26 protein-coding genes are annotated in these 22,201 nt (G+C 69.7%); 14 read left to right on the plus strand and 12 right to left on the minus strand.

Annotated features, from left to right (window positions below):
* Positions 1–116: 116 nt before the first annotated feature.
* The 3 genes from NG1_RS06790 to NG1_RS06800 all read right to left on the minus strand — a co-directional run bounded on the left by NG1_RS06790 (position 117) and on the right by NG1_RS06800 (position 3,378).
* A complete protein-coding gene (locus tag NG1_RS06790; RefSeq protein WP_062969329.1) occupies positions 117–1,280 on the minus strand; it encodes a serine hydrolase domain-containing protein in 1,164 nt (387 codons plus the stop codon).
* A gap of 91 nt (positions 1,281–1,371) precedes the next feature.
* Positions 1,372–2,706, minus strand: a complete 1,335-nt coding sequence (locus tag NG1_RS06795) for a lipase family protein (protein ID WP_062969330.1) — start codon at positions 2,704–2,706, stop codon at positions 1,372–1,374.
* Positions 2,707–2,847: 141 nt separating this feature from the next.
* Entirely contained in the window at positions 2,848–3,378 is a 531-nt protein-coding gene (locus tag NG1_RS06800) for a phenolic acid decarboxylase (RefSeq protein WP_062969078.1), read from the minus strand.
* 109 nt (positions 3,379–3,487) lie between these two features.
* Between NG1_RS06800 and NG1_RS06805 the strand changes: the two genes are divergently transcribed.
* The 7 genes from NG1_RS06805 (at position 3,488) to NG1_RS06835 (ending at position 10,489) form a co-directional block, all read left to right on the plus strand.
* Positions 3,488–3,973 (plus strand): MarR family winged helix-turn-helix transcriptional regulator, encoded by a 486-nt coding sequence (locus tag NG1_RS06805; protein ID WP_210750552.1) that lies wholly within the window; start codon positions 3,488–3,490, stop codon positions 3,971–3,973.
* A 135-nt stretch (positions 3,974–4,108) separates the two neighbouring features.
* Entirely contained in the window at positions 4,109–5,731 is a 1,623-nt protein-coding gene (locus NG1_RS06810) for a carboxylesterase/lipase family protein (RefSeq protein WP_062969084.1), read from the plus strand.
* Between the two features lie 114 nt (positions 5,732–5,845).
* Positions 5,846–6,490, plus strand: a complete 645-nt coding sequence (locus NG1_RS06815; protein ID WP_062969086.1) for a pentapeptide repeat-containing protein — start codon at positions 5,846–5,848, stop codon at positions 6,488–6,490.
* Between the two features lie 156 nt (positions 6,491–6,646).
* On the plus strand, positions 6,647–7,687 hold the full coding sequence (locus NG1_RS06820; protein ID WP_062969088.1) for an AraC family transcriptional regulator: 1,041 nt from the start codon (positions 6,647–6,649) through the stop codon (positions 7,685–7,687).
* 287 nt (positions 7,688–7,974) lie between these two features.
* Positions 7,975–9,012: a protein phosphatase 2C domain-containing protein gene (locus NG1_RS06825; RefSeq protein ID WP_062969090.1), complete on the plus strand. Its 1,038-nt coding sequence runs from the start codon at positions 7,975–7,977 to the stop codon at positions 9,010–9,012.
* Positions 9,013–9,047: 35 nt separating this feature from the next.
* The gene (locus tag NG1_RS06830) at positions 9,048–9,908 is read left to right on the plus strand and encodes an SDR family oxidoreductase (protein ID WP_062969093.1); all 861 of its coding nucleotides are present in this window, start codon (positions 9,048–9,050) and stop codon (positions 9,906–9,908) included.
* A 53-nt stretch (positions 9,909–9,961) separates the two neighbouring features.
* The gene (locus NG1_RS06835) at positions 9,962–10,489 is read left to right on the plus strand and encodes an AAA family ATPase (protein WP_062969332.1); all 528 of its coding nucleotides are present in this window, start codon (positions 9,962–9,964) and stop codon (positions 10,487–10,489) included.
* A gap of 36 nt (positions 10,490–10,525) precedes the next feature.
* Here NG1_RS06835 and NG1_RS06840 read toward each other — a convergent pair whose 3' ends face one another.
* The 5 genes from NG1_RS06840 to NG1_RS06860 all read right to left on the minus strand — a co-directional run bounded on the left by NG1_RS06840 (position 10,526) and on the right by NG1_RS06860 (position 14,523).
* The gene (locus tag NG1_RS06840) at positions 10,526–12,031 is read right to left on the minus strand and encodes an FAD-dependent oxidoreductase (protein ID WP_062969095.1); all 1,506 of its coding nucleotides are present in this window, start codon (positions 12,029–12,031) and stop codon (positions 10,526–10,528) included.
* A gap of 52 nt (positions 12,032–12,083) precedes the next feature.
* Positions 12,084–13,019 (minus strand): glycosyltransferase family 9 protein, encoded by a 936-nt coding sequence (locus tag NG1_RS06845; RefSeq protein ID WP_218018942.1) that lies wholly within the window; start codon positions 13,017–13,019, stop codon positions 12,084–12,086.
* A 303-nt stretch (positions 13,020–13,322) separates the two neighbouring features.
* On the minus strand, positions 13,323–13,640 hold the full coding sequence (locus NG1_RS06850; RefSeq protein ID WP_062969099.1) for a hypothetical protein: 318 nt from the start codon (positions 13,638–13,640) through the stop codon (positions 13,323–13,325).
* The gene (locus NG1_RS06855; RefSeq protein ID WP_062969101.1) at positions 13,637–14,095 is read right to left on the minus strand and encodes a hypothetical protein; all 459 of its coding nucleotides are present in this window, start codon (positions 14,093–14,095) and stop codon (positions 13,637–13,639) included. The genes NG1_RS06850 and NG1_RS06855 overlap by 4 nt, the downstream gene beginning before the upstream one ends.
* Before the next feature lie 86 nt (positions 14,096–14,181).
* On the minus strand, positions 14,182–14,523 hold the full coding sequence (locus NG1_RS06860) for a hypothetical protein (protein WP_062969103.1): 342 nt from the start codon (positions 14,521–14,523) through the stop codon (positions 14,182–14,184).
* A 196-nt stretch (positions 14,524–14,719) separates the two neighbouring features.
* Between NG1_RS06860 and NG1_RS06865 the strand changes: the two genes are divergently transcribed.
* Positions 14,720–15,139: a CBS domain-containing protein gene (locus NG1_RS06865; RefSeq protein ID WP_062969105.1), complete on the plus strand. Its 420-nt coding sequence runs from the start codon at positions 14,720–14,722 to the stop codon at positions 15,137–15,139.
* A 13-nt stretch (positions 15,140–15,152) separates the two neighbouring features.
* Here NG1_RS06865 and NG1_RS06870 read toward each other — a convergent pair whose 3' ends face one another.
* From NG1_RS06870 to NG1_RS06880, 3 genes are read right to left on the minus strand one after another with little or no spacing between them, the layout of a single operon-like run.
* On the minus strand, positions 15,153–15,872 hold the full coding sequence (locus NG1_RS06870; protein ID WP_062969107.1) for a metallophosphoesterase family protein: 720 nt from the start codon (positions 15,870–15,872) through the stop codon (positions 15,153–15,155).
* 5 nt (positions 15,873–15,877) lie between these two features.
* Positions 15,878–16,147, minus strand: coding sequence for a BON domain-containing protein (locus NG1_RS37355; protein WP_062969109.1), 270 nt, complete (start codon positions 16,145–16,147; stop codon positions 15,878–15,880).
* Positions 16,148–16,711: a nucleotidyltransferase gene (locus NG1_RS06880; RefSeq protein WP_062969111.1), complete on the minus strand. Its 564-nt coding sequence runs from the start codon at positions 16,709–16,711 to the stop codon at positions 16,148–16,150.
* 141 nt (positions 16,712–16,852) lie between these two features.
* Here NG1_RS06880 and NG1_RS06885 point away from each other — a divergent pair, with 141 nt between their 5' ends.
* A complete protein-coding gene (locus NG1_RS06885; protein WP_062969113.1) occupies positions 16,853–17,278 on the plus strand; it encodes a ChaB family protein in 426 nt (141 codons plus the stop codon).
* Positions 17,265–17,777, plus strand: coding sequence for a DUF6328 family protein (locus tag NG1_RS06890; RefSeq protein WP_062969115.1), 513 nt, complete (start codon positions 17,265–17,267; stop codon positions 17,775–17,777). The genes NG1_RS06885 and NG1_RS06890 overlap by 14 nt, the downstream gene beginning before the upstream one ends.
* 16 nt (positions 17,778–17,793) lie before the next feature.
* Here NG1_RS06890 and NG1_RS06895 read toward each other — a convergent pair whose 3' ends face one another.
* The gene (locus NG1_RS06895; protein ID WP_062969117.1) at positions 17,794–19,005 is read right to left on the minus strand and encodes a glycosyltransferase; all 1,212 of its coding nucleotides are present in this window, start codon (positions 19,003–19,005) and stop codon (positions 17,794–17,796) included.
* 392 nt (positions 19,006–19,397) lie between these two features.
* On the opposite strand from NG1_RS06895, the gene NG1_RS06900 reads away from it, so the two are divergent.
* From NG1_RS06900 to NG1_RS06915, 4 genes are all read left to right on the plus strand, one after another.
* Entirely contained in the window at positions 19,398–19,814 is a 417-nt protein-coding gene (locus tag NG1_RS06900; protein ID WP_062969118.1) for an STAS domain-containing protein, read from the plus strand.
* Between the two features lie 85 nt (positions 19,815–19,899).
* Positions 19,900–20,583 carry a PAS and ANTAR domain-containing protein gene (locus NG1_RS06905; RefSeq protein WP_062969119.1) on the plus strand — a complete coding sequence of 228 codons (684 nt, stop codon included), beginning with the start codon at positions 19,900–19,902 and terminating at the stop codon, positions 20,581–20,583.
* A gap of 219 nt (positions 20,584–20,802) precedes the next feature.
* On the plus strand, positions 20,803–21,180 hold the full coding sequence (locus NG1_RS06910; protein WP_245659811.1) for an ATP-binding protein: 378 nt from the start codon (positions 20,803–20,805) through the stop codon (positions 21,178–21,180).
* A complete protein-coding gene (locus NG1_RS06915; RefSeq protein WP_062969124.1) occupies positions 21,170–21,955 on the plus strand; it encodes an RNA polymerase sigma factor SigF in 786 nt (261 codons plus the stop codon). The genes NG1_RS06910 and NG1_RS06915 overlap by 11 nt, the downstream gene beginning before the upstream one ends.
* Positions 21,956–22,201: the final 246 nt, after the last annotated feature.

The raw sequence follows: 22,201 nt of genomic DNA on the forward strand, positions 1-22,201 counted from the left end.
GCGGCGGCGTGAGGCTCGGCGGCCGATGCCGGACTCGGCTCGCACAGCCGAGCCGCCGGCTCCGCGCCGCGGCTCGACAGCCGGCCCGCAGGGCCGCTCCATGAGGGTGTGCGGCGTCAGCGCACCCCGCTCAGCGCGTCGACCAGGTTGCGGGCGCGCAGGTCCAGCGCGCCTTCGACGATGTGGTTGGTGACGTAGGCGAAGGCGAGGCGGCGATCGGGGTCGGCGAACGCGAGACTGCCGCCACGGCCCGGATGTCCGAACGAAGCGCCACCGCCGAGCGGCAGCTCCGGGGTGGGCAGCATGTACCCGGAGGCATACCGGCCGGGCAGCATCAGCACCCGATCGGTGCCCGCCACCTGTTCGCGAGTGGCCGCCGCGAGGGTGTCGTCGGTGAGCAGGCGCCGGCCGTCGACCTCGCCGACGAGCGCCGCGTACAGCCGGGCCAAGCCGCGGGCGGTGCCGATGCCGTTGCTGGCGGGCAGCTCCGCGGCCTGGACGGTCGGGGAATCGAAGTCGATATCCGCGGGGTCGGTGATCTGGAAGGCCCGATTGACCAGCGCCTGCGGGTCGCGCATCGCGGCGAGCAGTGGACGCAGCGACTCGGGAACGTTGTCCTCGGGCACCTCGGACAGATCGGGCGCCGGAGCGAAGACCAATCGGCTCACCCGATGCTGCTCCGCCGGTGGGAGCCCGATGAAGAAGTCGATATCGAGTGGACCCGCGATCTCCTCGGCCAGAAACCGGCCCGGCGTGCGACCGGACACGCGGCGAATCACTTCGCCGATCAGCCAGCCGTAGGTGCGCCCGTGATAGCCGAACGCGGTCCCGGGCTGCCAGTTCGGCGCCTGCGCGGCCAGCGCCTCGACCATCGGCGTCCAGGCCAGGGCGTCGTCCAGCGGAACGGGCTCGTCCAGCGCCGCCAGGCCCGCCTGGTGGGTGAGCAGCCACCGCACCGGGATGCGTGCTTTGCCCGCCGCCGCGAACTCCGGCCAGTATCGCGCGACGGGAGCGTCGAGGTCGAGTTCGCCCCGTTGCGCCAGCAGGTGCGCGATCGTGGCGACGACGCCTTTCGTCGCCGAGTAGACCAACTGCAGCGTGTCGCGCTGCCATGGCCGCCCGGTGCCGGGATCGGCCGATCCGCCCCACAGATCGACCACCGGCTGCCCGTCCCGGTACACGCAGACCGCGCCGCCGACCTCGCCGTGTTCGGTGAAGTTCGCCGCGAACGCCTCCCGCACGGCCTGGTAACCGGCGGCGACGGTTCCTTCGACTGTCATGCGGCACAGCATGTCACGACGCGGCCGGGCGGGCACCCGGCCCGATCTCGCGGCGGGCCGCCCCGTTATCCGGCCTACGGTGGTCGGCCGGTTATGCGGCGATGGTGCGGTCGGTGTGCCCAGGCGGCCGGCGACCTGCGGTCAGAGGCCGGCCGAACGCCGCGCGCAGTGCCGTCCCGGCCATGACGAGCAAGCCGCGCACTCCGGGCGCCATGGTCGCGACAGAACGTACCGTCCGGGTGCCCGCGGGCGGCAACTGTTTGCCTGCGAATCGGTCGGCGAGCCATTGCAGGCTGATCGGCGTCGAGAGTGGCAGGAGGGTGAAGTGGTCGCTGCACCGGTCGCGCAGGTAGGTGACGTGGACGCCCGCGCGGCGGTAACTGTCGACTTGTGCGTCGATTCCCTCGATGTGCACGATCTTGTCGCGCACGGGCTGGACGACCAGCAGCGGGCACCGTGGAGCGGATCCGCCCAGCCGCAGATCGTCCAGCATGCCCTGCATTTCCGGTTCGGCCATGATTTGTTCCAAGGACTTGTGCAGGTAGTCGTCGAATTTCTGGTTGGCCAGCCGCAGCAGCGCGGTGATGGGCGGCAGCCTCCGCGCGCGATCCAGTAGGCGGTGGCCTTCCGGAGTGAGGTTGGCCTCGATGACGCGATCGAGGATCGGGTACAGCGGCCGCAGCGCGGCGATGACGATGGCGGGGAAGCCGGCGTAGCGGCCGCCGTTGAGCCGGATGAACACCTGCCCGGGATCGCCGACGGGGGAGCCGAGGACGGCGCCCACGATGTCGAGTTCGGGGGCATAGGTCGGCGCCATCTCGACGAGCCAGGAGCTGGCCATGCCGCCACCGGAGTAGCCCCAGACGCCGACCATGGTGTCGGTGCGCAGATGTAGTGGCCCGAACTGCAGGGCGGCCCGGACGCCGTCCAAGGCGCGGTAGCCGGGTTCGCGTGGGGCGCCGAAATTGCCTGCGCGGCCACCGTGGTCGGCGATGCTCACCGCCCAGCCGCGCCGCAGGGCGCCGGCGACCAGCAACCATTCCGCCTGCGTGATGGACCCGCGGGCCCGCGCGCCGCGTTGCAGGACATAGGAGGGGTCGCAGCGCTCGGTGACGGCGTCGATCGCCGATTGGAACGCCAGCAACGGCCGATCGGGATCAGGTACGGCCCCCGCGGGCAGGAGCACGGTCGTGACCGCGGCCTCCGCCCGGCCGTGCAGATCGCTGCTGCGATACAGCAGTTGCCATGCCGAAACCTGCTGCGGCACAGCCGCGAACAGCGCCACCTCGACGGGACGGCTCCGCACGATCGCGCCCGGCCTGTGCGCGGCCAGGTCGGCCGGTGGTCGGTAGAAGGGATCCTGTGCGGGCAGGAGTGGGTTGTGCTCGGCCTTCCGCCGGCCACCGATATTCGAACGCCTTCTCATCACGGCCTCTTGTTTCTTCCGGCGGAGGATCGACGGTGTCAGGCGCTCGGCGACGGTGCGACCGGAGCGGCACACCGTATGCCGAGCTTCCCCGCACCGACCGCCGGAATCGGCGTGAACGAGGATCGCTCGCGTTCGGCATCAGTTGACTCGGTCCGCGTATCCGGACGGCAATTCGTCCGGTGCGCAGGCGATGACGGCGTCGTCGTTCTCGCCGACATGTTCATACCACGTGATGGTGGCGAGCTCGCTGACCACATGGATCGGGTAGGTCGGGCCCTGGTCGCGATAGGAGGTCATCCGGTCGAGGAACTCGTTCTGGAACAGCACTGTTCGTTCGGGGTGCTCGTGTACCCAGCGCGGGAAGAAGATGACCCCGTGCAGAAGTCGCCGCGCGGGCAGGATGTCCACGGCGACGCTGGTGCCGGTCGGTTCGGTCCAGGAGACCTTGAAGTGGTCGGTAGTGATCCGGACGGCGTCGACGTGCTGATCTTTGACCCAGCGTCCACCGACCATGCCCGAGTGGATCCGGTAGTCGATGGTGTGGTTGTTCTTCACGTACATCTCGTACCGCCACCCGTTGTCGTAGCGGTAGAGGAATCGATGCCCCACGAGGCCGGTCAACTCGGCCATCGGCGGCTCGCTGTCCTCGGTGCGACGTGGGACGCTCATCGGAAAGGCTCCTGTGCGGGGTGGCCGGGGCGGTACGCGCCCGTGCAACTAATACTTTTGTTGCAAAATTAATAGCGGGTGCCGTGCACCGCAAGTGCACAATGAGTTCGTGGATGTCATCACCGTCCGGGCTCGAGCGATAGCGGAGCCCGATGTCGAGGCTCGGCTCAGTGCTCTGCTGGGGCCGCTGCGGCGTGCGGTGCTCAACCGCACGCGCGCTGCCGAGGGGTTGCCGGACTTGCCGGAACCGCAGATCGAATTGCTCCGGTTGCTGGTGGCTACCGGTGGCCTGACGCCCACCCGTGCCGCGAGTGAACTCCGAATGGCGCCCTCGACGATCAGCAACCTCGTCAAGACGATGGCCGAGACGGGATTGGTCGATCGCAAGCCGCTGCCTTCCGACCGGCGCGGCGCGATGCTGGTGGCCTCCTTGCGGGCGCGGCATCTGCTCGATCGGTACGACCAGGCCAGCGCCGCGATGCTGCGCGAAGCCCTCGACGCCCTTCCCGCCTCCGACCGTACGGCGATCGACTCCGCGCTGCCCGCGCTGCAGCGCTTGCTGACCATCCTGGCGAGTGGCCCCGACGCCGAGTAGCCGTCCGCGATCCGATTCGTCCAATTCCTCCCGCTCGCGGCGCCACCCGGGTAAGTTGCTTTTGTCACAAAAGTAGATTCCAGGTCGGTGCGGCGATGCGTCAGGCGCCGACCTCAGGTGTGCAGGAGTGTTCTCATGCCGGTCGACGTCGGGATATCCCAGCGTGTGCGCCCGCTACGGTGGATGGTCGTTGTCGCGGTCCTGGTCGTCGGGGCGGTCGGCTTTCCCGCCGCCGGACCGGCAGGCGCCGACGAGGGGCCGGCTACGAGTGTTTCCGGTGGGATGATCCGGGGTGCGCGCGTCGATGGGGTGATCCAGTATCTGGGCGTCCCGTTCGCGGCCTCCACCGGGGGCGTCAACCGTTTCGCGCCGCCGCGGCCCGCGCCGTCTTGGACGGGCGTTCGCGCGGCCACCGCGCATGGCCCGCAATGTCCGCAATCCTCTCCGTTGCCGTGGACCCCGGCGGTGCAGCCCGCGAGCGAGGACTGCCTCTCCATCGACGTCTACGTGCCGGAACATCCTGCCGGAGCCGAACTTCCGATCATGGTGTGGTTCTACGGGGGTGCGTTCGTTCTCGGTTCCAACGCCCAGTACGACTCACCCGCCCGGCTCGTGCGGGATGGCCAGGTCATCGTCGCGATACCCAACTACCGACTCGGCCCGTTCGGTTTCCTGGCGCTGCCCGAACTCGCTGCGGCCGAAGGCGGGATGACCGGAACCTTCGGCACCCTCGACCAGCAAGCAGCACTGCGATGGATCCGCGACAACGCCGCGGCCTTCGGTGGAAACCCGGACAACCTCACCTTGTTCGGCGAATCTGCGGGTGGCATGAGCGTCTGCACGCAACTGGCCTCACCGACGGCCCGCGGTCTCTACGCGAAAGCCATCATCGAAAGCGGTTCCTGCGCACGCAGCCCCCTCGCACCCGCCTCGAAAGAACAGGCCTATCAGCGATCGGCCGACTACGCCGCCGGTCTCGGCTGCGCCGAGGCCGCAACTCGCCTGGCGTGCCTGCGCGCGCTACCGGCCGACCGGATGCTGGATTCGCCCACGACGACTCTGCACACGATGGCCGTCACCTGGACCCCGGTGCGCGACGACGTCGTCGTCACCACCTCGCCGGAGAACGCTTTGGCCGACGGGGCCGCGCGCGATATTCCGCTCGTCGTCGGCAGCAACGCCGACGAAGGGGCGACGTTTCTCGCGCTGCTCGACTTCGCGCACGCCACCGTGCCGGACTCGGCGGACTACGTGGATTGGGCGCGAGAGATCTTCACCGGCAACGCCGATCGCGTGCTGCAGCGATACCCCGTCGTGGCCTTCCCGACCCCGGCAGAGGCCAAGCAGCACGTGATCACCGACGGTTTCTTCGCCTGTCCGGCGTTGTTCACGACCCGAGCCGCCCGTCGCGGCGGTGCTCGGGTGTGGCAATACCAGTTCAACGATGCGCCCCTGGGGCACAACCCGATCCTGCCCGGAGCCTTTCACGGCGCCGAAGTGCCCTACGTCTTCTCCGGATTGTTGGGCGTGCCGATCCCGCTGCCACCCGCGGCGGACCGTCTCTCCCAGCGGATCCAGCAGAGCTGGGCACAGTTCGCGTACACCGGGAACCCCGAAACGCCGGCCTTCGCCCCGTGGCCGTCGGCCTCGGACACGACCGGAACCCTCGAACTCGGCAGCGACGGCATCACCGTCGCGGACTCCTTCGCCCGTCGACACCAGTGCGATCTCTGGTCGGATATCGGCCACATGGGCTAGCGGCACGTCCGGTCGCCCGATGAGCGCACCCTCCGGTCGGATCGGCGGCGAACCTGTCGTGGGTCGCCGGAATACTCGGCGCCGACCGATCATCGTGACGAACTGGAGGAGCGCATGGCGCGCGAACTCGACGACCTGCCCTACGCGCGGTACCTCACGGCCCCGGACGGCGACCTCGAGGCGGAAGGCGACTACGACTGCGTCCGGATGGACGGCGGTGAACTCGACGATCTCGATGTGCGGCAGGCGCGGTTCAACGAGTCGGCGTTCACCTCGATCACCTTCACCCGGGGAAGTCTGCGCTACAGCCGGTTCACCGATGTGTGGCTGCGTCACGTCCGCTGGGTGGGCACCGAACTGGCCGACACGGGATGGCTCGACGGGGAGGTGGTGTCGGGCGCGATGTCCGGCGTCGATTTCGCGGGAGCGAACCTGCGGCGGGTGCGGTTCGAAGGCTGCAAATTCGACTCGGTCAACTTCCGCGGCGCCCACTTGCGCGAGGTGTCCTTCATCGACTGTGTGCTGCGCGATTGCGACTTCGCCGAGGCCGCGCTCACCGACGTCACGGTGCCCGGCTCGGCGCTGGTCCGGCTGTCGTTGCGCAAGACGCGGCTGGCGAAAGTGGATCTGCGCGGCGCGACCGCCCTCGACTTCACCGAGGGGCTCGACAGCCTGCGCGGGGCGACGGTCACCAGTTTGCAGCTGATCGACCTGGCGCCCGCTTTCGCGCGTTCCATCGGCATCACCGTGCGGGATTGAGCGCGTGCGAGCCTCGGATTCCGCTGTTCGGGCGCCGAAAAATACTGTGCGCCATGGTGTGGCGCACCGGCATTTCGGCGAACCACCGATGCGCGCGACACCCGATTGATACATTGCGCCGATACCGCGTAGTACCGCTCATCGAGGATGCGAGCCATGGTCGATCCGGATTCTCTCCGCAGTGCCGCGGGCGTGCGCGCTCTCGTACACATCGCCGGTGAGCGGGGCATGGCGCCTGCCGAGTGCCTGGCCGGTACGGCGCTGGGGCCCGCCGAGCTGGACGATCCGGCCGCCGAGATCACCGCGCACGACGAACTGCGGGTAGTGCACGCGGTGCTCGGTCGCTTCGGTGACGAGCCCGGGCTCGGCCTCGCGGCGGCGGTCCGGCACCGGCTGCGCTCGCGGGGGCCGTGGGGGCTCGCCCTGCTGGGCAGCCGGACACTGCGCGAGCTGATCGAAGTCGGGTTGTGCTGCGTCGGTCGCACGGTGCCGTTCGGGCGGTTGACCGTCGAGGAAGCAGGCGGCGAAGCGCGGCTGGTGTTCGAGGACTCGAATATTCCGCCGGGGACGCGGGCATTCTTCGCCGAGGCGAGCCTGGCCGGGCTGCCCGCCTTCGATCGTGAGCTGTTCTCCGCGGGTGTGCCGGTACGGCAGGTCAGTTTCCGGCATGCTGTTCCGCGCGATATCAGGCGATATCGCGACATCTTCGGGGTCGCGCCGATATTCGGGGCGCCGGTGAGCGCGGTGGTCTTCGACCGCGGTGTGCTGGACCGGCCGTTGCCCCCGGCGAACGACGCCGCGCGGGACAACTGCGGGCAACTGTGCCGCGATCTGCTCGACCGGCACCGGACGCGCACCGGCGTCGCGGCTTCGGTACGCGACCGCCTGGTCCGCACTCCGGGTGAGATCCCCGATCAGTCGACGGTCGCCCTCGGTCTGTATATGAGCTCGCGCACGCTGTCTCGGCGGCTGCACGAGGAAGGCACGTCGTTCCGGGCACTGCTGGACGAGGTGCGCCGAACCATGTCGGAGGTGTTGCTCGCACACACCGATATGACCACCGAACAGGTCGCCGCCCGGCTCGGCTACGCGGAGGCGGCCTCCTTCATCCGTGCCTTCCGCCGCTGGCAGGGCTGTCCTCCGCAGACGTTTCGCTCGCGGGGCCGGCGCCCGCATCGCGCGCCCGAGTTGGTCTGAGCGTCAGCGGCTCCCCGCCGAGCCGGTCATCCGGTGCGGCATGCCTCAGCGCGCGGACGCGGGCAGACCGTCGGCTATCGTGCCGCCGGGCAGCGGCCGGTCGGTCCAGCACTGGGACGGAAGCCCGCGACGCTCCCGTACTATCGCGATCGGAGTCGGCCTGCCGGGGAGATGAAGGAGGACGGTGTGGAAGTTCGCACCAGCAACGAGCCACTGTGGTTACGGTTGGGCCAACGACTTCCGGAGCATGCCGGATCCGCGGCATCGTCGGCCGGGGGAGCGAACCGATGAGCGATGAAGGTGCCGACCTACGCTGCGCGGGATGCTCGGCTGTCGGACTGGACAGCCGGCGATGCCCGTCCTGCGGTTCGGAACTCGGTTACCGGTACGTCGCGCTGCCCGGTGACGATCCGACGCCGTGCGTCGAGTGCGGGGCAGACCGCTTCGACGCGGAGGGGCGCTGCGCGCAATGCGGCCGGGCCCGGACGGCGCCGGATCGCTTCGACGCCGACCTCGGCGCGGTCGCGGTGCTCACCGATCGTGGCATCGCCCATGCGCGCAACGAGGACGCCGTCGCTGCCGGGGTGCTCGAAGGTGCCGCGCCCGGAGCGGCCGCATCCGTCGTGATCGCGGTCAGCGATGGGGTGTCGACCTCGTCGCGCCCGCAGGTGGCTTCGGGTGCGGCGGTCCGCGCCGGCGTCGGCGCCACCGCCGCCGCGCTCGCCACCGGAGCGCCCGCGGCAGAGGCGATCATGACCGGACTGACGGCCGCGGTGCAGGCGGTCCGCGACGTCGACGTTCCCGACGGCCCAGCGCCCTCGTGCACCTACGTCTCCGCCGTCGTCGCCCACCACGGCGAGGAAACCGAGATCACCGTGGTCAATGTCGGTGACAGTCGCGCTTATTGGTTGCCGACCGGCAGGGACGGCCGACCGGCCGACGAGCAGGCCCAACGGTTGACCGTCGACGACTCGTGGGCCCAGGCGCTGGTCGACGCGGGCGCGATGGACGAGCGTGCGGCGATGGCCGACCCCCGGGCGCACACGTTGATCCGCTGGCTGGGCGCGGACAGCCCGCCGGAGCCGTGGGCGGACAACTGCGTACGGACGGTCCGTGTCTCGGGGCCCGGCCTGCTGCTGCTGTGCTCCGACGGACTGTGGAACTACGCTCCCTCCCCGTCGGGGCTGGCCGAGCAGATGGCGGGCGCGGCGCCCGCGGCGGCGGCCCGCGCGCTCGCGGAGTTCGCGTTGCGCTGCGGCGGCGGGGACAACATCACGGTCGCGCTGGCGCCTGTTCCGTGGGGAAGCCGTCCGTCCGTTCCATAGACAGCGATGTTCATGGTTGCGTATGGTCGTCCACTATGACGAAGTTCGCCGGCAAAATCTGCCTGATCACCGGGGCGGCCAGCGGTCTCGGTCGCAGCACGGCGCTCGCGGCGGCGGCCGAGGGCGCCGCGCTCGTGCTGACCGATATCGCCGCGGAGGGTCTGGCGCGGACCGCCGCGGACGCGCGTGCCGCGGGCGCGACCGTGCACCTGGCCGAGGCCGCCGATGTCAGTGACTACGACCAGGTCGTCGCACTGGCGGCGCGGGTGCACGACGCAGTGGGCAGCGTCGACATCGTCATGAACGTGGCGGGCATCGCCACCTGGGGCACTGTCGACCGGCTGACGCACAGCCAATGGCGGCGCACCATCGACATCGACCTGATGGGCCCGATCCACGTCATCGAAGCGTTCGTCCCGCCGATGATCGCGGCCGGGCGCGGCGGCCACCTGGTGAACGTGTCGTCGGCGGCGGGGCTGTTCGGCCTGCCCTGGCATGCGCCGTACAGCGCGAGCAAGTTCGGCCTGCGCGGGGTATCGGAGGTGCTGCGCTTCGACTTGGCGCGCCACCGCATCGGCGTGAGCCTGGTGTGCCCGGGTGCGATGGCGACACCCATGGTGGACAGCGTCGACATCGCGGGCGTCGATCGCACGGCCGAAGCGGTGCAGCGAGGAATGGCGCTGTTCATGCGGCACGCGGTGACGCCGGAAGCGGCGGCGCGGTCGATCGTGCGCGGCGTCGAGCGCAACCGCTACCTGGTCTTCACCTCACCCGACATCCGGGTGGGCTTCTGGGCGCAGCGCTACTTCCCGCCCGGATACAACGTCGCGATGCGCGGGTTGAACTGGGCGATGAACCGCTATGTCGAACAGAAGGCAGGCGCCGCCGCCAACTGAACACCGCACGGCGCCCGCCGACGGTCGAGCCGGGATTCGCCATGATCGTCGTCATGACATCGGCTGTCTATCTGATCACCGGGATCCAGGCGGCGGGCAAGTCCACCGTGGCCCAGGCATTGGCCGAACGGCTGCCGCGCTCGGCGCACGTGCGAGGGGACGTGTTCCGCCGTTTCGTCGTGCACGGGCGGGTGGAGATGAGCGCCGATCCATCACCCGAGGCGCTGGCCCAGCTGCGATTGCGCTACCGGCTGGCCGCCGCGACCGCCGACGCGTACGCCGAATGCGGGTTCACGACCGTTCTGCAAGACGTCGTGCTCGGCGACTTCCTGCCCTGGCTGGCGGATCTCATCGTCACGCGCCCGCTCTACGTCGTGGTGCTCGCACCGCGACCGGAGGTGGTCGCCGCGCGGGAGGCCCGGCGGGGCAAGGTCGCCTACGACGAATTCACCGTGGCGGAGCTGGACACGCTGCTGCGCGAGAGCACGCCCCGGATCGGACTCTGGCTGGACACCTCGGAGTCGACGGTCGAGCAGACGGTCGACCGAATCCTGACCGAGGCCAGGCCGCTGACGGACTGACGCGGGGTGTCGATCCGGATCCGGCGGACCGTCCGCTCAGGGGGTGTCCCGGGGCACGTGCAGGGGAGTGAGCGAACTGGTGGCCGGTCCTTCGATGAGCGTGCCGTCCGCGTCGAAACGTGAGCCGTGCAGCGGGCAGTCCCAGGTGCGTTCGGCGTCGTTCCAGTTGACGATGCCGTACAGGTGCGGGCACACCGCCGAGACCCGGTTGGTGACGCCGTCCACCGTGCACACGGCGGTCGGGTGCAGGCCCTCGCGCAGTACCGTGCCGCAGCCTTCGTCCGGAGCGGCGCCGTCGTGGTGCGTCGCGACCCGCAGCCAGCCCGCGGAGAGTTTCTGCGCCACAGCACTGTTGATCTTCGTGGCCGCCGGTAGTGCCTTGAGTTCGTCCGGGCGCCAGCTCGCCAGGGCGCCCGCCCACCGGGGCGGCGTGCCGGTGAGCCGTCCGGCCAGCGCGATGGCCGCGGCCACACCATTGGTCAGACCCCATTTGGCGTAGCCGGTGGCCAGCTGTATGTCGTTCTGACCGGGCAGCACCGGACCCACGTAGGGAAGTTCACCGATGGGGGAGTAGTCCTGAGCGGACCATCGGTGCGTCGGTTCGGCGCCGGGGAACCAGGTTCGCGCCCAGCTCACCAGATTCTCCACTTTCTCGCGGGTCGATCCGCCGCGGCCGACGACATGGCCGTTGCCGCCGACCAGCAGGAGCTCGCCGTCCGGTCCCTGCGCGCGACGCAGGGACCTGGTCGGGCTGCCCGCGCTGATGTACATGTCGCGCGGAGCGGGCCGGTCCAGGCGGAGGGCCGTCAGGTAGGAGCGCTGCGGAGTCAGACGGGCGAAGAACCCGCCGCGATCGAGGATCGGCGTCCCGGTGGCCAGCACCACCCGGCGTGCGCCGAGGTCACCGTGCTCGGTGGAGACAATCAGCTCGCCGCGGCCGCCGTGGTGCACACCGCGAACGGAGGTGGATTCGTAGATCGGCGCGCCGTGCGATTCCACGTCGGCCGCGAGGGCCGCCAGCAACGCCATCGGGTCCAGTTGTGCCTGATCGGCGAGGCGGACCGCGCCGTGCGCCGGGAAGGGGGTATCCAGCTCGAAGAGTAGTTCGGTGGGCAGACCGGCCTTCTGCGTCGCGGCGTATTCCGCTCGCACGGCGGAGATCTCGTCATCGGTCTGCGCGTAGGTCAACGCCGCGGCCCGCTCGACGGTGACGTCATGGGCGGCGCAGAAACTCAGCAGCCATTCCTGGCCTTCGCGATTGGCCGCCACGTAGCCGCGCAGGACGTCATCGGAGTGGTGCTTGGCGATCTGCTGGGCACGGGTCCCCTGTAGCAGGCTGACCTTCCCGGTGGTCGCGCCGGTCGTTCCCGCACCGACCCGCTTGCCTTCGACCACGGCCACCTCGACGCCGTTCTCGACCAGCAGCAGTGCGGTCACCAGTCCGGTGAGCCCGCCCCCGATCACCACCGTGTCGAAGTGCGATCCCGGCGTCAACCGCAACCGCGCCGGAACCTGCGCGCCGTGCAACCATAGGGACGTCATAAGCCCGAGATAGCCGGTCTCGGCGGCCTGAAACGCCCGCGTCGCTTCCTCGTCACACCCGGACCTGACTGCTGAGCTGCCGATCCGCCGCGGCGAGCACCTCGGCGGCGCTGATCATCGCCAACCCGGGCGCAGGCGCGTCCGACCGGGGATCGCCGACGTGTCCGGCCCACAAGGCGACATGGGCCATCCGTTCAGGGGGCGGTCCCCACACCGCGGGCGAATCGGGGCCGAAGACGAGCACCGACGGGGTGCCGAAGGCCGTGGCCAGATGACCGACACCGGTGTCGCCGCTGAGCACGAGGGCGGCGTCGGCCACCGTGACGGCCAACTGCCGCAGCGTGAGTTCGCCTGCCAGCACGCTGTTTTCGGGCAATCCGGCGGCTTCGGCCACGCCGCGCGCGAGCGGACGGTCGGCCGCGCTGCCGACGACCCGCACCGGATACCCCCATTCGCGCAGGCCCGCCGCCACCGTCGCGAACCGCTCGGCGGGCCAGCGCCGAGCAGGCGCCCCGCCCGGATAGACGACGATCCAGCGGCGCTCACCCGTGCTCTCCGGCGGCGGTGTGAGGTCCAGTCGCGCCGGATCGGCCGCGATACCCGCCCATTCCAGCAGACGGCACCACCGCACGGTCTCGTGCAGGCCCGGCTCGCACAGCGCGCCCGGCAACTGCGGAAAGTCCTTGTGGCGGAAGGTGATCGTCTGTTCGGGATCGGTCGCCAGCAGCGCGCGTATGCTGTCGGCCCCGGCGTCGTGCAGATTGACCGCGAAGGCCGGCGGCGGAGCGTTCCAGCGCAGTCCGCCCGCCATCGGGGTCGCATGGAGTTCGTCGACGCAATCGGCCAGTTCTACGACGGGACGCAGCCATCCCGGCGCGGCGAGTACGAGCCGGTGGCGCGGACGGACGTCGTGCAACGCGCGCAGCGCGGGAACCGCGGTCAGCAGCTCCCGCAGCCCGTGCGCGCGCAGCGCGAGCAACACAGTCACGGAAAAGCCTCCACTTCGGCGCTGAGGGCACGGCCCCGCCGCCCGGGCCGACATCGTCGGCGGCCCGGGGCGGGTGTGCCACATAACTTCGAGTCGCTCGCGAGAATGCCGCGAAACGGGGCTCGAAGCCCGCCGCCGCGGTGCGGTCCTCGACGCCGTTGTCGAGGGGAACGCACGGATGACGGCGGTGCTCCCGAGGGGGTTCGGCGCCTGGACACCCACGGCGGGAGCGGCATTCGGAAATCGGACGAGCGGTCCTTGCTACATCCGAAGATGCCCGTTCTGCCTGATTCGAAACCCGCGCTATTTCGGCACGAAGATGCCGGTGAGATCGGCCTTGCGGATCGGAGTATCCGGATTGGCCTGTGCCGCGCACATCAGCTTGATAGCCGCGATCGAGGCATCGACAGTCCTGGCGTCGGGCGTGCCGTCGCCCTCGCGTTCCTGCTCGAGGAACTTCTCGGTGGTGATGCGCTGCTTGTCGTCATCCTGGGCGACGAATTCGTTGCACGGCGTGTCACCGCCCTTGTTCACGATCTTCTTCGGCTCGTCGCCGCATCCGCCCGCGCAGAGTGCCAGCGCGGCGAGCGCGGCGATGCCCATGCGGCCCGCGGCGCTCATCGGCCGAACCCCGCCAGAGCCGAGGCCAGGTCCGGCACGTTCAGCGCCTGCACCGCCTGCTCGCGGACATCGGGGCAATTCTGCGTGGTGATGGTGTCGATCGTGCCCCGGTCGGTGACGACCACGTCGTTGAGACCGCCGTTGCGGGCGGCCCAGTTGTGCACGGTGCCGTTGAACGTCACTTTGGCGACCGTCGGGCCCTGGCCACGCCAGGTGTCGATGTCGGCGCGCATCATGTCGCACAGCTGCTCGGCCGCCGCGGGAGTGATCTCGTCGGTATTCGGTACCTGCGAGCTGGACGGTCCCGGCATGGTGATCGAGACGGTCGCGGGTGCGGGCGTGTCCGCGGCCGGATCGCCGTCGTCGGCCGAACACGCGGTGAGCACCGAGCCCGCCGCCAGCGCGCCCATGAGCAGCGCGAAGCGGCCCAAGGGCCGGTTGGGCTGGTTTGTCATTCTTTTCTCCTGGATGTCGAAAGCCGCGTTCTCCGGGCGGCGTCACGGGCGGCCGCACGGCCTCGGCCGAGCGGGCGGACTCGCGATCAGTGCCCGGCGGCGTCCCGCAGCCGCTTGCCTTCTCGCGCCTTGATCCTGCGATGCTCGGCGATGATCACCAGGACGCCCGCGACGATGCAGACGCCGCAGACCACACCCGCGATCACCGCCCAGCCCGCGAACCCGTACCCGGCGGCGGTGAGCGTGAGCGCCATGGCCACGATCCCTACCGCGACCAGGATGATCCCCGGCCAGTTACGGGCGTCCTCGATGGATTCTCCGGCGTGTGTGCGGTTGGTGCGGGTGTCGTCCGGGAACGTGTGGGTCCGGGGTGCGTGCTGCTCTCCGGCGCCGGATCCCGCGGTCGGCTCGTTCGGTGCTGGCAGCATCGGATGTCCTTTCTGCTGAGCGGCAACGTCTTCGGTGCATGGGCGGCCCGCGGCTCGAACATTCGAACCGGGCCCGTCCGGAGCGGCCGTACCGGTCGGATGCCCGCGTTAGCAGATCCGAAACGGGGGTACGACCTCAGCGAGCCGCCCGGTTCGGGCCGCTCTTACCGGTAAGAAAGTCCCAGGAGGGATCCCGATGACAACAGCACGGGACATCATGACCGCGAATGTGGAATGCGTCCGGTCCAGTGACACGGTGGTCGCCGCCGCGCAGCGCATGGCGGAGTTGAATGTCGGCGCCTTGCCCATCTGCGGCGAGGACGACAAGCTGAAGGGAATGCTCACCGACCGCGACATCGTGGTCGAAGTGATCGCTCAGCGCAAGGACCCGCTCGGTGTCGACGCGGGCGAACTCGGAGGTGGGGAGCTGGTCACCGTCGAAGCCGACGACGACGTGCGCAAGGTCATGTCGGTCATGTCGCAGCATCAGGTACGCCGCGTACCGGTGCTGGAGCAGGGCCGGCTGGTCGGCATCATCGCGCAGGCCGACGTGGCCACCGCCGTCGACAACACTCGATCGGGCAGCACGGTGGAGGCGATCTCGACCGACTTCTGAGTTCGGCGTTTCCTCAGACCGTGGCCGGGTGCATGTCGTAGACCGCGTACGCCGCTCGGATCACCGGCTGGGCGACATTGCGCACCCGGATGCCGCCCGGAGTGGTGCCGCGCTCGGTCCCGGCGTGCGCGTGACCGTGCAACGCCAGGTCGGCGCCGTGTTCATCGATCGCCTCGCCGAGCAGGTAGGAACCGAGGAAGGGATAGATCTCCCTCGGTTCGCCGTGCAGCGTGTCGCTGATCGGGGAGTAGTGCGTGAGCGCGACGGTGACGTCGGTGTGCAACGTGGCGAGGGCTTCGCCGAGCGCGGCGGCCACGTCTACGGTGTGCGCGGCGAACTCGCGCATCAAGGGTTCGCCGAAGACGCTCGCGCATTTGCCCGCGAACCCGCCGCCGAAGCCTTTGGTGCCCGCGACCCCGAGCGTGCTCCCGTCCACGTTCAAGGTCACCGAGGTTCCGTCCAGGACGGTGATGCCGTGGTCGGTCAGCACGGTCGCGATCTCGCGGTCGGCGTCGCCGTGATAGTCGTGGTTGCCCAGGACCGCCACGACCGGCACGCCCAGGTCGGCGAACTCCGCCGCGACCACCCGGCCTTCGTCGGCGGTGCCGTGGCGGGTCAGGTCGCCCGCCAGCAGCAGCACATCGGCTCGCTCGGAGAGGCCGTCCAGGGCGGGCCGCCACTGCCCGCGCGAATCCACGCCGAGATGTACATCACCGACGGCGGCTATCCGCATGCGGCTCAACTCCTTTCGGGTCCGTCCGGCTCCAGCGTCTCGGTCTCGACGGGTGCCGTGGGACGGTTGACATGGACGTCGTTGTGGATCCGCGCGTGCGGAAGCTGCTCGTGTACGACGGTTTCCATCTGTTGTTTGCAGTTCTCGCTGCTCACCTCGCCGCACAGCACCACGACGTCGCCGCGGATGGTCACCTGCACGCCGAGTTCGGCGGTGCGGGGATCCTCGGCCAGCGCCCGGCGCAACCGTGCGACCAGGTATTGCGGCTGCTCCATCTATTCCACCTTTCCGGTGCGAGTGATGCCGAGATCGTCGAGCAGGCCCATGAAGGCCCGCGCGTAGGGCGAGGCCTTGGTCTGTTCGCGCACCGCCTCCCAGTCCACCTGTTCCCGCAGGTCCCGCGCGATGTGCAGAATCGGGCTGAGATCCAGGCGGTGTGCGTCGAAGACGAGCATCTTGTCCACCATCAGGTCGGTGCCGCTGATCACCGGGGCCTTCGCGGGCCCGATCCGCATCTCGGTAGCCCGGTCGAGCAGTTCATCGGTCACGTCACGATCGTTCGGGCGGTGGATCACATCGACGAGGATGTCGTCGGCGTAGACTTTGCGCAGCCAGTTCTCCGGCGGATCGCACACCCGCAGACCCGCGCGGGCCAGCGTGTGGATCGCTCGCCCACTGTCCTCCGGTTTGACGAAGATGTCGACGTCGTGCTGGGAGGTGGGGCCGCCACGGGCATAGACCGCGCAGCCGCCCGCCACCGCGAATCGGATATCTGTCGCCGCCAACGCGTTCACCGTGCGGGTGAGCGCATGCAGCAGCTGATCGGTGCTAACGGCCATGCAGCGGTGGTACCCGGCAGACACCGGGTTAATCGGCGTTTCACCGGGTATGCGTCCGGATATCCGGAGGGCCCGCGCGGCGGCGCACCGGGCTTTCGCACTACTCCGGACCACCGGCCTCGGGACGGGAGAGGAGCGATTATGCCCAAGACGACAGCACGCGGCGACGTCGAGCAGTCGGAGTTGCCGAGCACGCTGCAGCGGTCGGAGGAAAAGGCTCAGCGCACCTTCGCCGAGGCGCACGACGCCGCGCTCGAACAGTACGACGGCGACGAGCAGCGCGCCTATCGCGTCGCCTACGCCGCGTTGAAGCACAGCTACGAGAAAGTCGGCGATCACTGGGAGCCCAAGGCTCGCCGCGGGCCCTCCGACGAGCGCGCCGAACACGGCGGCCCGGACGCGCGGGGCGAGACCGCCGAAGGCGTCGATGCCAACGCGTCCAAGGAGCACCTGCTCGGCATCGCCCGGCGACTGGACATCTCCGGTCGCTCGCGGATGACCAAGGACGAACTCGTCGAGGCGATCAAGAAGCGCAATCGCCGGGAGTCCGCGCGTGCCCGAGGATGAGGACGACGCCTGGGCGCGCCGCGCCCGTGGCGAGACCGAACTCGAACGACTGGACCGGAACTGGGGGAGCCTGATCCAGGAGTTGCGTGTCGTGCAGACCGGTGTGCAGTTCCTCTTCGGGGCGTTGCTGGTCCTGCCGTTCCAGGCGTCGTTCGGCACGCTGTCCCCGGGTATGCGAGCGCTCTATATGGCCACCTTGGCCGCCGTTCTGGGGGCCACGGTGTTCTTGATCGCCCCGGTGTCCTGGCACCGCATCCTGTTCCGCCGCCACCGCCTGGGCAATGTGGTCGCGGCGGCGCACCGCTGCGCGATGGCGGGCGTCGCACTGTTGGGTCTCGCGTTGATCGGCGCGGTGATCCTCGTGGTCGACTACGTGACGGGGACGGCAGCGGCAGTGGCGACCGGCATCGTCTCCGTCGCCTTGTTCGTGGTGACATGGCTCATCGCGCCGTGGCGCTGGCGCAGCGCCTCCGAGGATGTCCGCGCCGACCACTCCTGATACGAACACTCGCGAGTCAGCGGGCCCACGAGACGACTTCTCCCGCGTGGGCGGGGGCACCTCGGTGATAGGCGCTGAGCGTCTCGGTCGCGACCCGATCCCAGGAATTCCGGCTCGCGGCCCGCTGATACCCTGCGGCGCCCCAGGTTTCGCGGAGTGTCGAGTCCTCGAGCAGGGGGCGCACGGCCCGGACGATCGCGTCGGGTTCGGGCGGGGCGACGAATCGCCCGGTGACGCCGTCGACCACCGTGTCGAGCAGACCGCCGACGGGCGTGGCGATCACCGGCTTGCCACAGGCCATCGCTTCCAGGGCCACCCGGCCGAACGGCTCGTACCAGGGCGTGCAGAGCACCACGTCCGCGGAGCGGTACAGCCGCGGCAACGTCGGCCGCGTCACCGCTCCGGCCAACCGGAGACGCTCGCGCACACCGTGATCCGAGGCCAAGCGGCGCAACCGGCGACCTTCGGCGTCGTCTTCGGCGTCGGCGGCCGGGGCTCCCACGATCACCAGTTCGGTGTCCGGGAGGTCCGCCAGCGCTCGGATGACCGGGTCGAATCCGCTGCGCCGCATCAACTCTCCGGACGCGAGCAATCGGTGTGTGGCGTGCCGATCGGCGGCCGCGCCCTCCGGGGTGAACGCGGTGAGGTCGACGCCGTGCGGCACGATCGTGGTCCGGAACCGCGGCACGCCCATCCGGGCCAGCTCGGCGACCTCGTCGGAGCAGGTCGCCACCACGTGCGCGGCCCGCGTCGCGATGAGCCGCTCGAACCGGATGCGCGAGCGCGGACTCGGGTCGGCGAGCCCTTCGCAGCGCCGCTGCACGGTGCCGAGGCCGTGGAAGGTCAGCACCACCGGGATGCCGTGGGCGCGCGAGGCCAGCTCGGCGGCGAGCCCCGATTTCCAGTAGTGCGCGTGCACGATATCCGGTCGTTCGGTGGCCCAATGCCGCCGCAGGACCGTGCCGAAATCTCCGAGGTAGGGCAAGGTCCGATCGCTCGGCAGGGGGGTGGGCGGTCCGGCCGCGACGTGCACCACGCGATAGCCGCCCTCGGTGAGCAGCTCGGCGGGGGCGCGCGGACCGATGCGCCGGGTATAGACCGTCACCTCGTGCCCGCGGCGCACGTAGGCCGCCGACAATTCGGCGACGTACGCACCGCGGCCGCCCCCATCGGCGGGGCTCCCCTCGGCGAGCGGGCTGGCGTCTTCGGAAACCATGGCAATCTTCACCGGGTTGCTCCGTTCTCGTCGCGGGGCGCCGTGCGGACGCGCTCATCCGCGCGCTTGCCCTACGACCGGCATCGCGTGACGTTCGGGAATATATCGGGGATATGCCCGGACGCGGGCCGATGAAACCCCACGTCAGCGGGCAGATCGCGAGCCGAACGGTCGGTTTTCCGTGATCCCGGGCCCGCCGGCGACGGGTCACGTTCTCCTACCGAACGCTGTCGGGAACGTGTGGACCGTGCCACACTGTAGAAAGGTTGAGATCACAGCCGACCCCGGTTCGACGCATTCGGCGCAGCCGGTCGATGGGACGGCACGGCAACCGATTCGCGCTCGCGCCGCCCTCGTCCCGGCCGCCGCGGAGGACTGGAAACCCCCTACACGGGAGGTTCGACTTGTCTGCCATTTCTCTGCTACGAGAGCATGCCGAGGGCGTGCATCTCAATGGTTCGGGACCGGGACGTCGTCGGGACAACCGGTTGTGGGCACAGCGGGTGGATCGCCGCCGCGAGTGCGTGGTGGTCCGTGTCGAAGGCGAGTTGGACGCCGCCGTGTCGGCCGAGTTCTTCGAGACGGTCGACCGGGCCCTGCAGTCGCCGTGCGATGCGGTGGTGATCGATCTGCGCGCGGCGAGGTTTTTGAGCCTGCGCGCGGCCGTGCGGCTCGGCGCGCTGCGCAGGGACGCGGTGGGTGGTCGTCCGGATCTGCGGATCGTCGCGGGCGGACCGGGGGTGGAGCGAGCACTCGAGGTGACCGGCGTGCGATCGTTGTTCCCCCGCTACTCGTCCATGCGGACCGCACTGGACGCCTGAGCGGACGGCCCTCTCGAAGCCCGTGCTCGCGGTGTGACCCCCCGATCCGGTCACACCGGGCGCACCGGCATCGGATACTTCTGCGGTGAGTGATAGCAGGTCGGTCCAGCCCGAGGAAGCGCTCGCGCTGGACCGGGTGATCGGTACGGGAACGCCGCAGAGCGTAGGCGGTTTCCGTTTCTGGTTCGCCGACCAGCGATGGGAGTGGTCGGACGAGGTCGCGTCGATGCACGGCTACCGACCGGGATCGGTGACGCCGACGACGGAGTTGTTGCTGACGCACAAACACCCCGACGACCGCGAGGCGGTGGCCAGCGCCTTGGCACGATCCATCGCCGACGCGGAACCGTTCTCCAGCAGGCATCGCATCATCGATACCGCGGGCGCCGTGCACCACGTGATCCTGGTCGCCGATCGGATGATCGACGAGGGGAGCCGGGTGGTCGGCACGTCGGGGTATTACATCGACGTCACCGACACCCTCGCCGAACACCGGCAGGAGACGCTGGACGACGCCCTGCCCGAGCTGTACGCCGCGCGATCGGTGATCGAACAGGCGAAGGGCGCCCTCATGCTGATCTACGGCATAGGTCCCGAGCAGGCGTTCCGGGTGCTGAGCTGGCGATCGCAGGAAACCAACGTCAAGCTGCGGACGCTGGCCGCCCGGCTGGTCGCCGATCTGCCCGGTCTGACCGGTGTCCCGCCCGGGCTGCGCACCGGATTCGACCATCTGCTGCTCACCGCCCACGAGCGCATCGACGCCGACTGACCCGCGTTTCGATCCGGTCGCGGCGGGTACGTCCTCGACGAGGAACGCGGCGGTATTTCTGCTCCACAGTCCGCGGTGCCTGCGGTGTTCCGGTGGCCGAGGAGAACCCGCAGCGGTATGCAGGCCACGGTGGAGTGGCTGTGAGGACAAGGTGGTGATGGGCAAATGGGGGAGTGGACTTCCCGATCCTTTACCGACACAACGACTATCGGTGTACGGGTGCCCGCCCGGCTGGAGCAGCTGACCATGCTGCGCGCGCTCGCCGAGACCGTTGCCCTCATCGCCGACTTCGCCCTGGACGAGGTGACCGACATCCGCCTCGCGCTCGATGAGGTGGCGACTTCCCTCATTCTCGACGCCGCGGCGGGCTCGACGATCGACTGCGAATTCACCTACGACACCGACAAGATGTTCGTGCACGTCTCGTCGGTCGCGGTGACCGAGTCGGTGATGGGCCATGCCGGGCTGGGCTGGCACATCGTGCGCACGCTGACCGACTCGATCGCCGCCGCGCAGGGGTCCCACGACAACGTGCTCGGGGGATATCCGACAGTGATCGATTTCAGCTGGGTGCGGGGTGCCCGCAATGGCGGGTGAATCGAGGTCGCGTGGGGACACCTACGACAACATCGAGCCGCTGTTCGAGAAGATCGCCGCGTTGGATCCCGGCGACGCGCGGCGCGAGGCCATGCGCTTGGAGCTGATCGAACGATGCCTGCCCCTGGCCGAGCACATCGCACGGAAGTTCTCCGGGCGCGGCGAGAACTTCGATGATCTGCTGCAAGTGGCGCGCCTGGGCCTGGTGCAGGCAGCCGACCGTTTCGATGTGTCGCGCGGATCGTCGTTCCTGTCCTTCGCGGTCCCCACCATCATGGGCGAGGTCCGCCGGCATTTCCGGGACAACACCTGGGCCGTTAGGGTGCCGCGCCGGACCAAGGAGATCCAGCTGAGCATCGGGCCCACGGTCGAGGCGCTGTCGCAGCGCCTGGGCCGGATGCCGCGGGCCAGGGAGATCGCGGCGGAGCTGGAGGTCGATCTGGTCGAGGTGACCCAGGCGCTGATCGCGGGCAACGCCTACCAGTCGGCGTCCATCGACGCGGTCGCCGGAGAGGACGCCGAGAGCGCCCCGCAGCCGCTGCTGGACAGCCTCGGCATCGAAGAGCCCTCCTATCACCTCGTCGAGGACGTCATGGCCGTCGAGCCGCTGCTCGGCGAACTCCCCGAACGCGAGCGTCAGGTGCTGATCATGCGATTCTTCGAATCGTTGACGCAGAACCAGATCGCCGAGCGGCTCGGGGTCTCCCAGATGCACGTCTCGCGCATCCTGTCCAGGACCTTGAATTCGCTGCGCGAACAGGCGATGCGGGACTGAGCACAGGCCGGGCTACACCGGATTCGGTGGAGCCGGATCCGGCGACGGTCCGGGCAGGCCGGGGTCCGGCGAGGGGCGCCCGGGGTCCGGTATCGGAGGCGCCGGCGCGGGGCCGGGTGCGGGTGGCCGTGGCGCGGGGCCGGGCACCGGCGGCAGCGGATCCGGATCAGGGTGCGGCGGAACGGGGTTCGGATCAGGAATGGGGTCCGGCTCGGGAATGGGCGGTACCGGGTCAGGCTCCGGGAT

The sequence above is a fragment of the Nocardia gamkensis NBRC 108242 genome (assembly GCF_001612985.1).
Lineage (GTDB): Bacteria > Actinomycetota > Actinomycetes > Mycobacteriales > Mycobacteriaceae > Nocardia > Nocardia gamkensis.

Bases quoted from the DNA above. Each gene is read 5' to 3' on its own strand.
- NG1_RS06820 (WP_062969088.1), top strand. From the start codon at position 6,647: ATGGTCGATCCGGATTCTCTCCGCAGTGCCGCGGGCGTGCGCGCTCTC.
- NG1_RS06870 (WP_062969107.1), bottom strand. From the start codon at position 15,872: ATGCGGATAGCCGCCGTCGGTGATGTACATCTCGGCGTGGATTCGCGC.
- NG1_RS06790 (WP_062969329.1), bottom strand. From the start codon at position 1,280: ATGACAGTCGAAGGAACCGTCGCCGCCGGTTACCAGGCCGTGCGGGAG.
- NG1_RS06885 (WP_062969113.1), top strand. From the start codon at position 16,853: ATGCCCAAGACGACAGCACGCGGCGACGTCGAGCAGTCGGAGTTGCCG.
- NG1_RS06830 (WP_062969093.1), top strand. From the start codon at position 9,048: ATGACGAAGTTCGCCGGCAAAATCTGCCTGATCACCGGGGCGGCCAGC.
- NG1_RS06880 (WP_062969111.1), bottom strand. From the start codon at position 16,711: ATGGCCGTTAGCACCGATCAGCTGCTGCATGCGCTCACCCGCACGGTG.
- NG1_RS06810 (WP_062969084.1), top strand. From the start codon at position 4,109: ATGCCGGTCGACGTCGGGATATCCCAGCGTGTGCGCCCGCTACGGTGG.
- NG1_RS06915 (WP_062969124.1), top strand. From the start codon at position 21,170: ATGGCGGGTGAATCGAGGTCGCGTGGGGACACCTACGACAACATCGAG.
- NG1_RS06850 (WP_062969099.1), bottom strand. From the start codon at position 13,640: ATGAGCGCCGCGGGCCGCATGGGCATCGCCGCGCTCGCCGCGCTGGCA.
- NG1_RS06855 (WP_062969101.1), bottom strand. From the start codon at position 14,095: ATGACAAACCAGCCCAACCGGCCCTTGGGCCGCTTCGCGCTGCTCATG.
- NG1_RS06825 (WP_062969090.1), top strand. From the start codon at position 7,975: ATGAGCGATGAAGGTGCCGACCTACGCTGCGCGGGATGCTCGGCTGTC.
- NG1_RS06835 (WP_062969332.1), top strand. From the start codon at position 9,962: ATGACATCGGCTGTCTATCTGATCACCGGGATCCAGGCGGCGGGCAAG.
- NG1_RS06815 (WP_062969086.1), top strand. From the start codon at position 5,846: ATGGCGCGCGAACTCGACGACCTGCCCTACGCGCGGTACCTCACGGCC.
- NG1_RS06840 (WP_062969095.1), bottom strand. From the start codon at position 12,031: ATGACGTCCCTATGGTTGCACGGCGCGCAGGTTCCGGCGCGGTTGCGG.
- NG1_RS06860 (WP_062969103.1), bottom strand. From the start codon at position 14,523: ATGCTGCCAGCACCGAACGAGCCGACCGCGGGATCCGGCGCCGGAGAG.
- NG1_RS06865 (WP_062969105.1), top strand. From the start codon at position 14,720: ATGACAACAGCACGGGACATCATGACCGCGAATGTGGAATGCGTCCGG.
- NG1_RS37355 (WP_062969109.1), bottom strand. From the start codon at position 16,147: ATGGAGCAGCCGCAATACCTGGTCGCACGGTTGCGCCGGGCGCTGGCC.
- NG1_RS06795 (WP_062969330.1), bottom strand. From the start codon at position 2,706: ATGAGAAGGCGTTCGAATATCGGTGGCCGGCGGAAGGCCGAGCACAAC.
- NG1_RS06800 (WP_062969078.1), bottom strand. From the start codon at position 3,378: ATGAGCGTCCCACGTCGCACCGAGGACAGCGAGCCGCCGATGGCCGAG.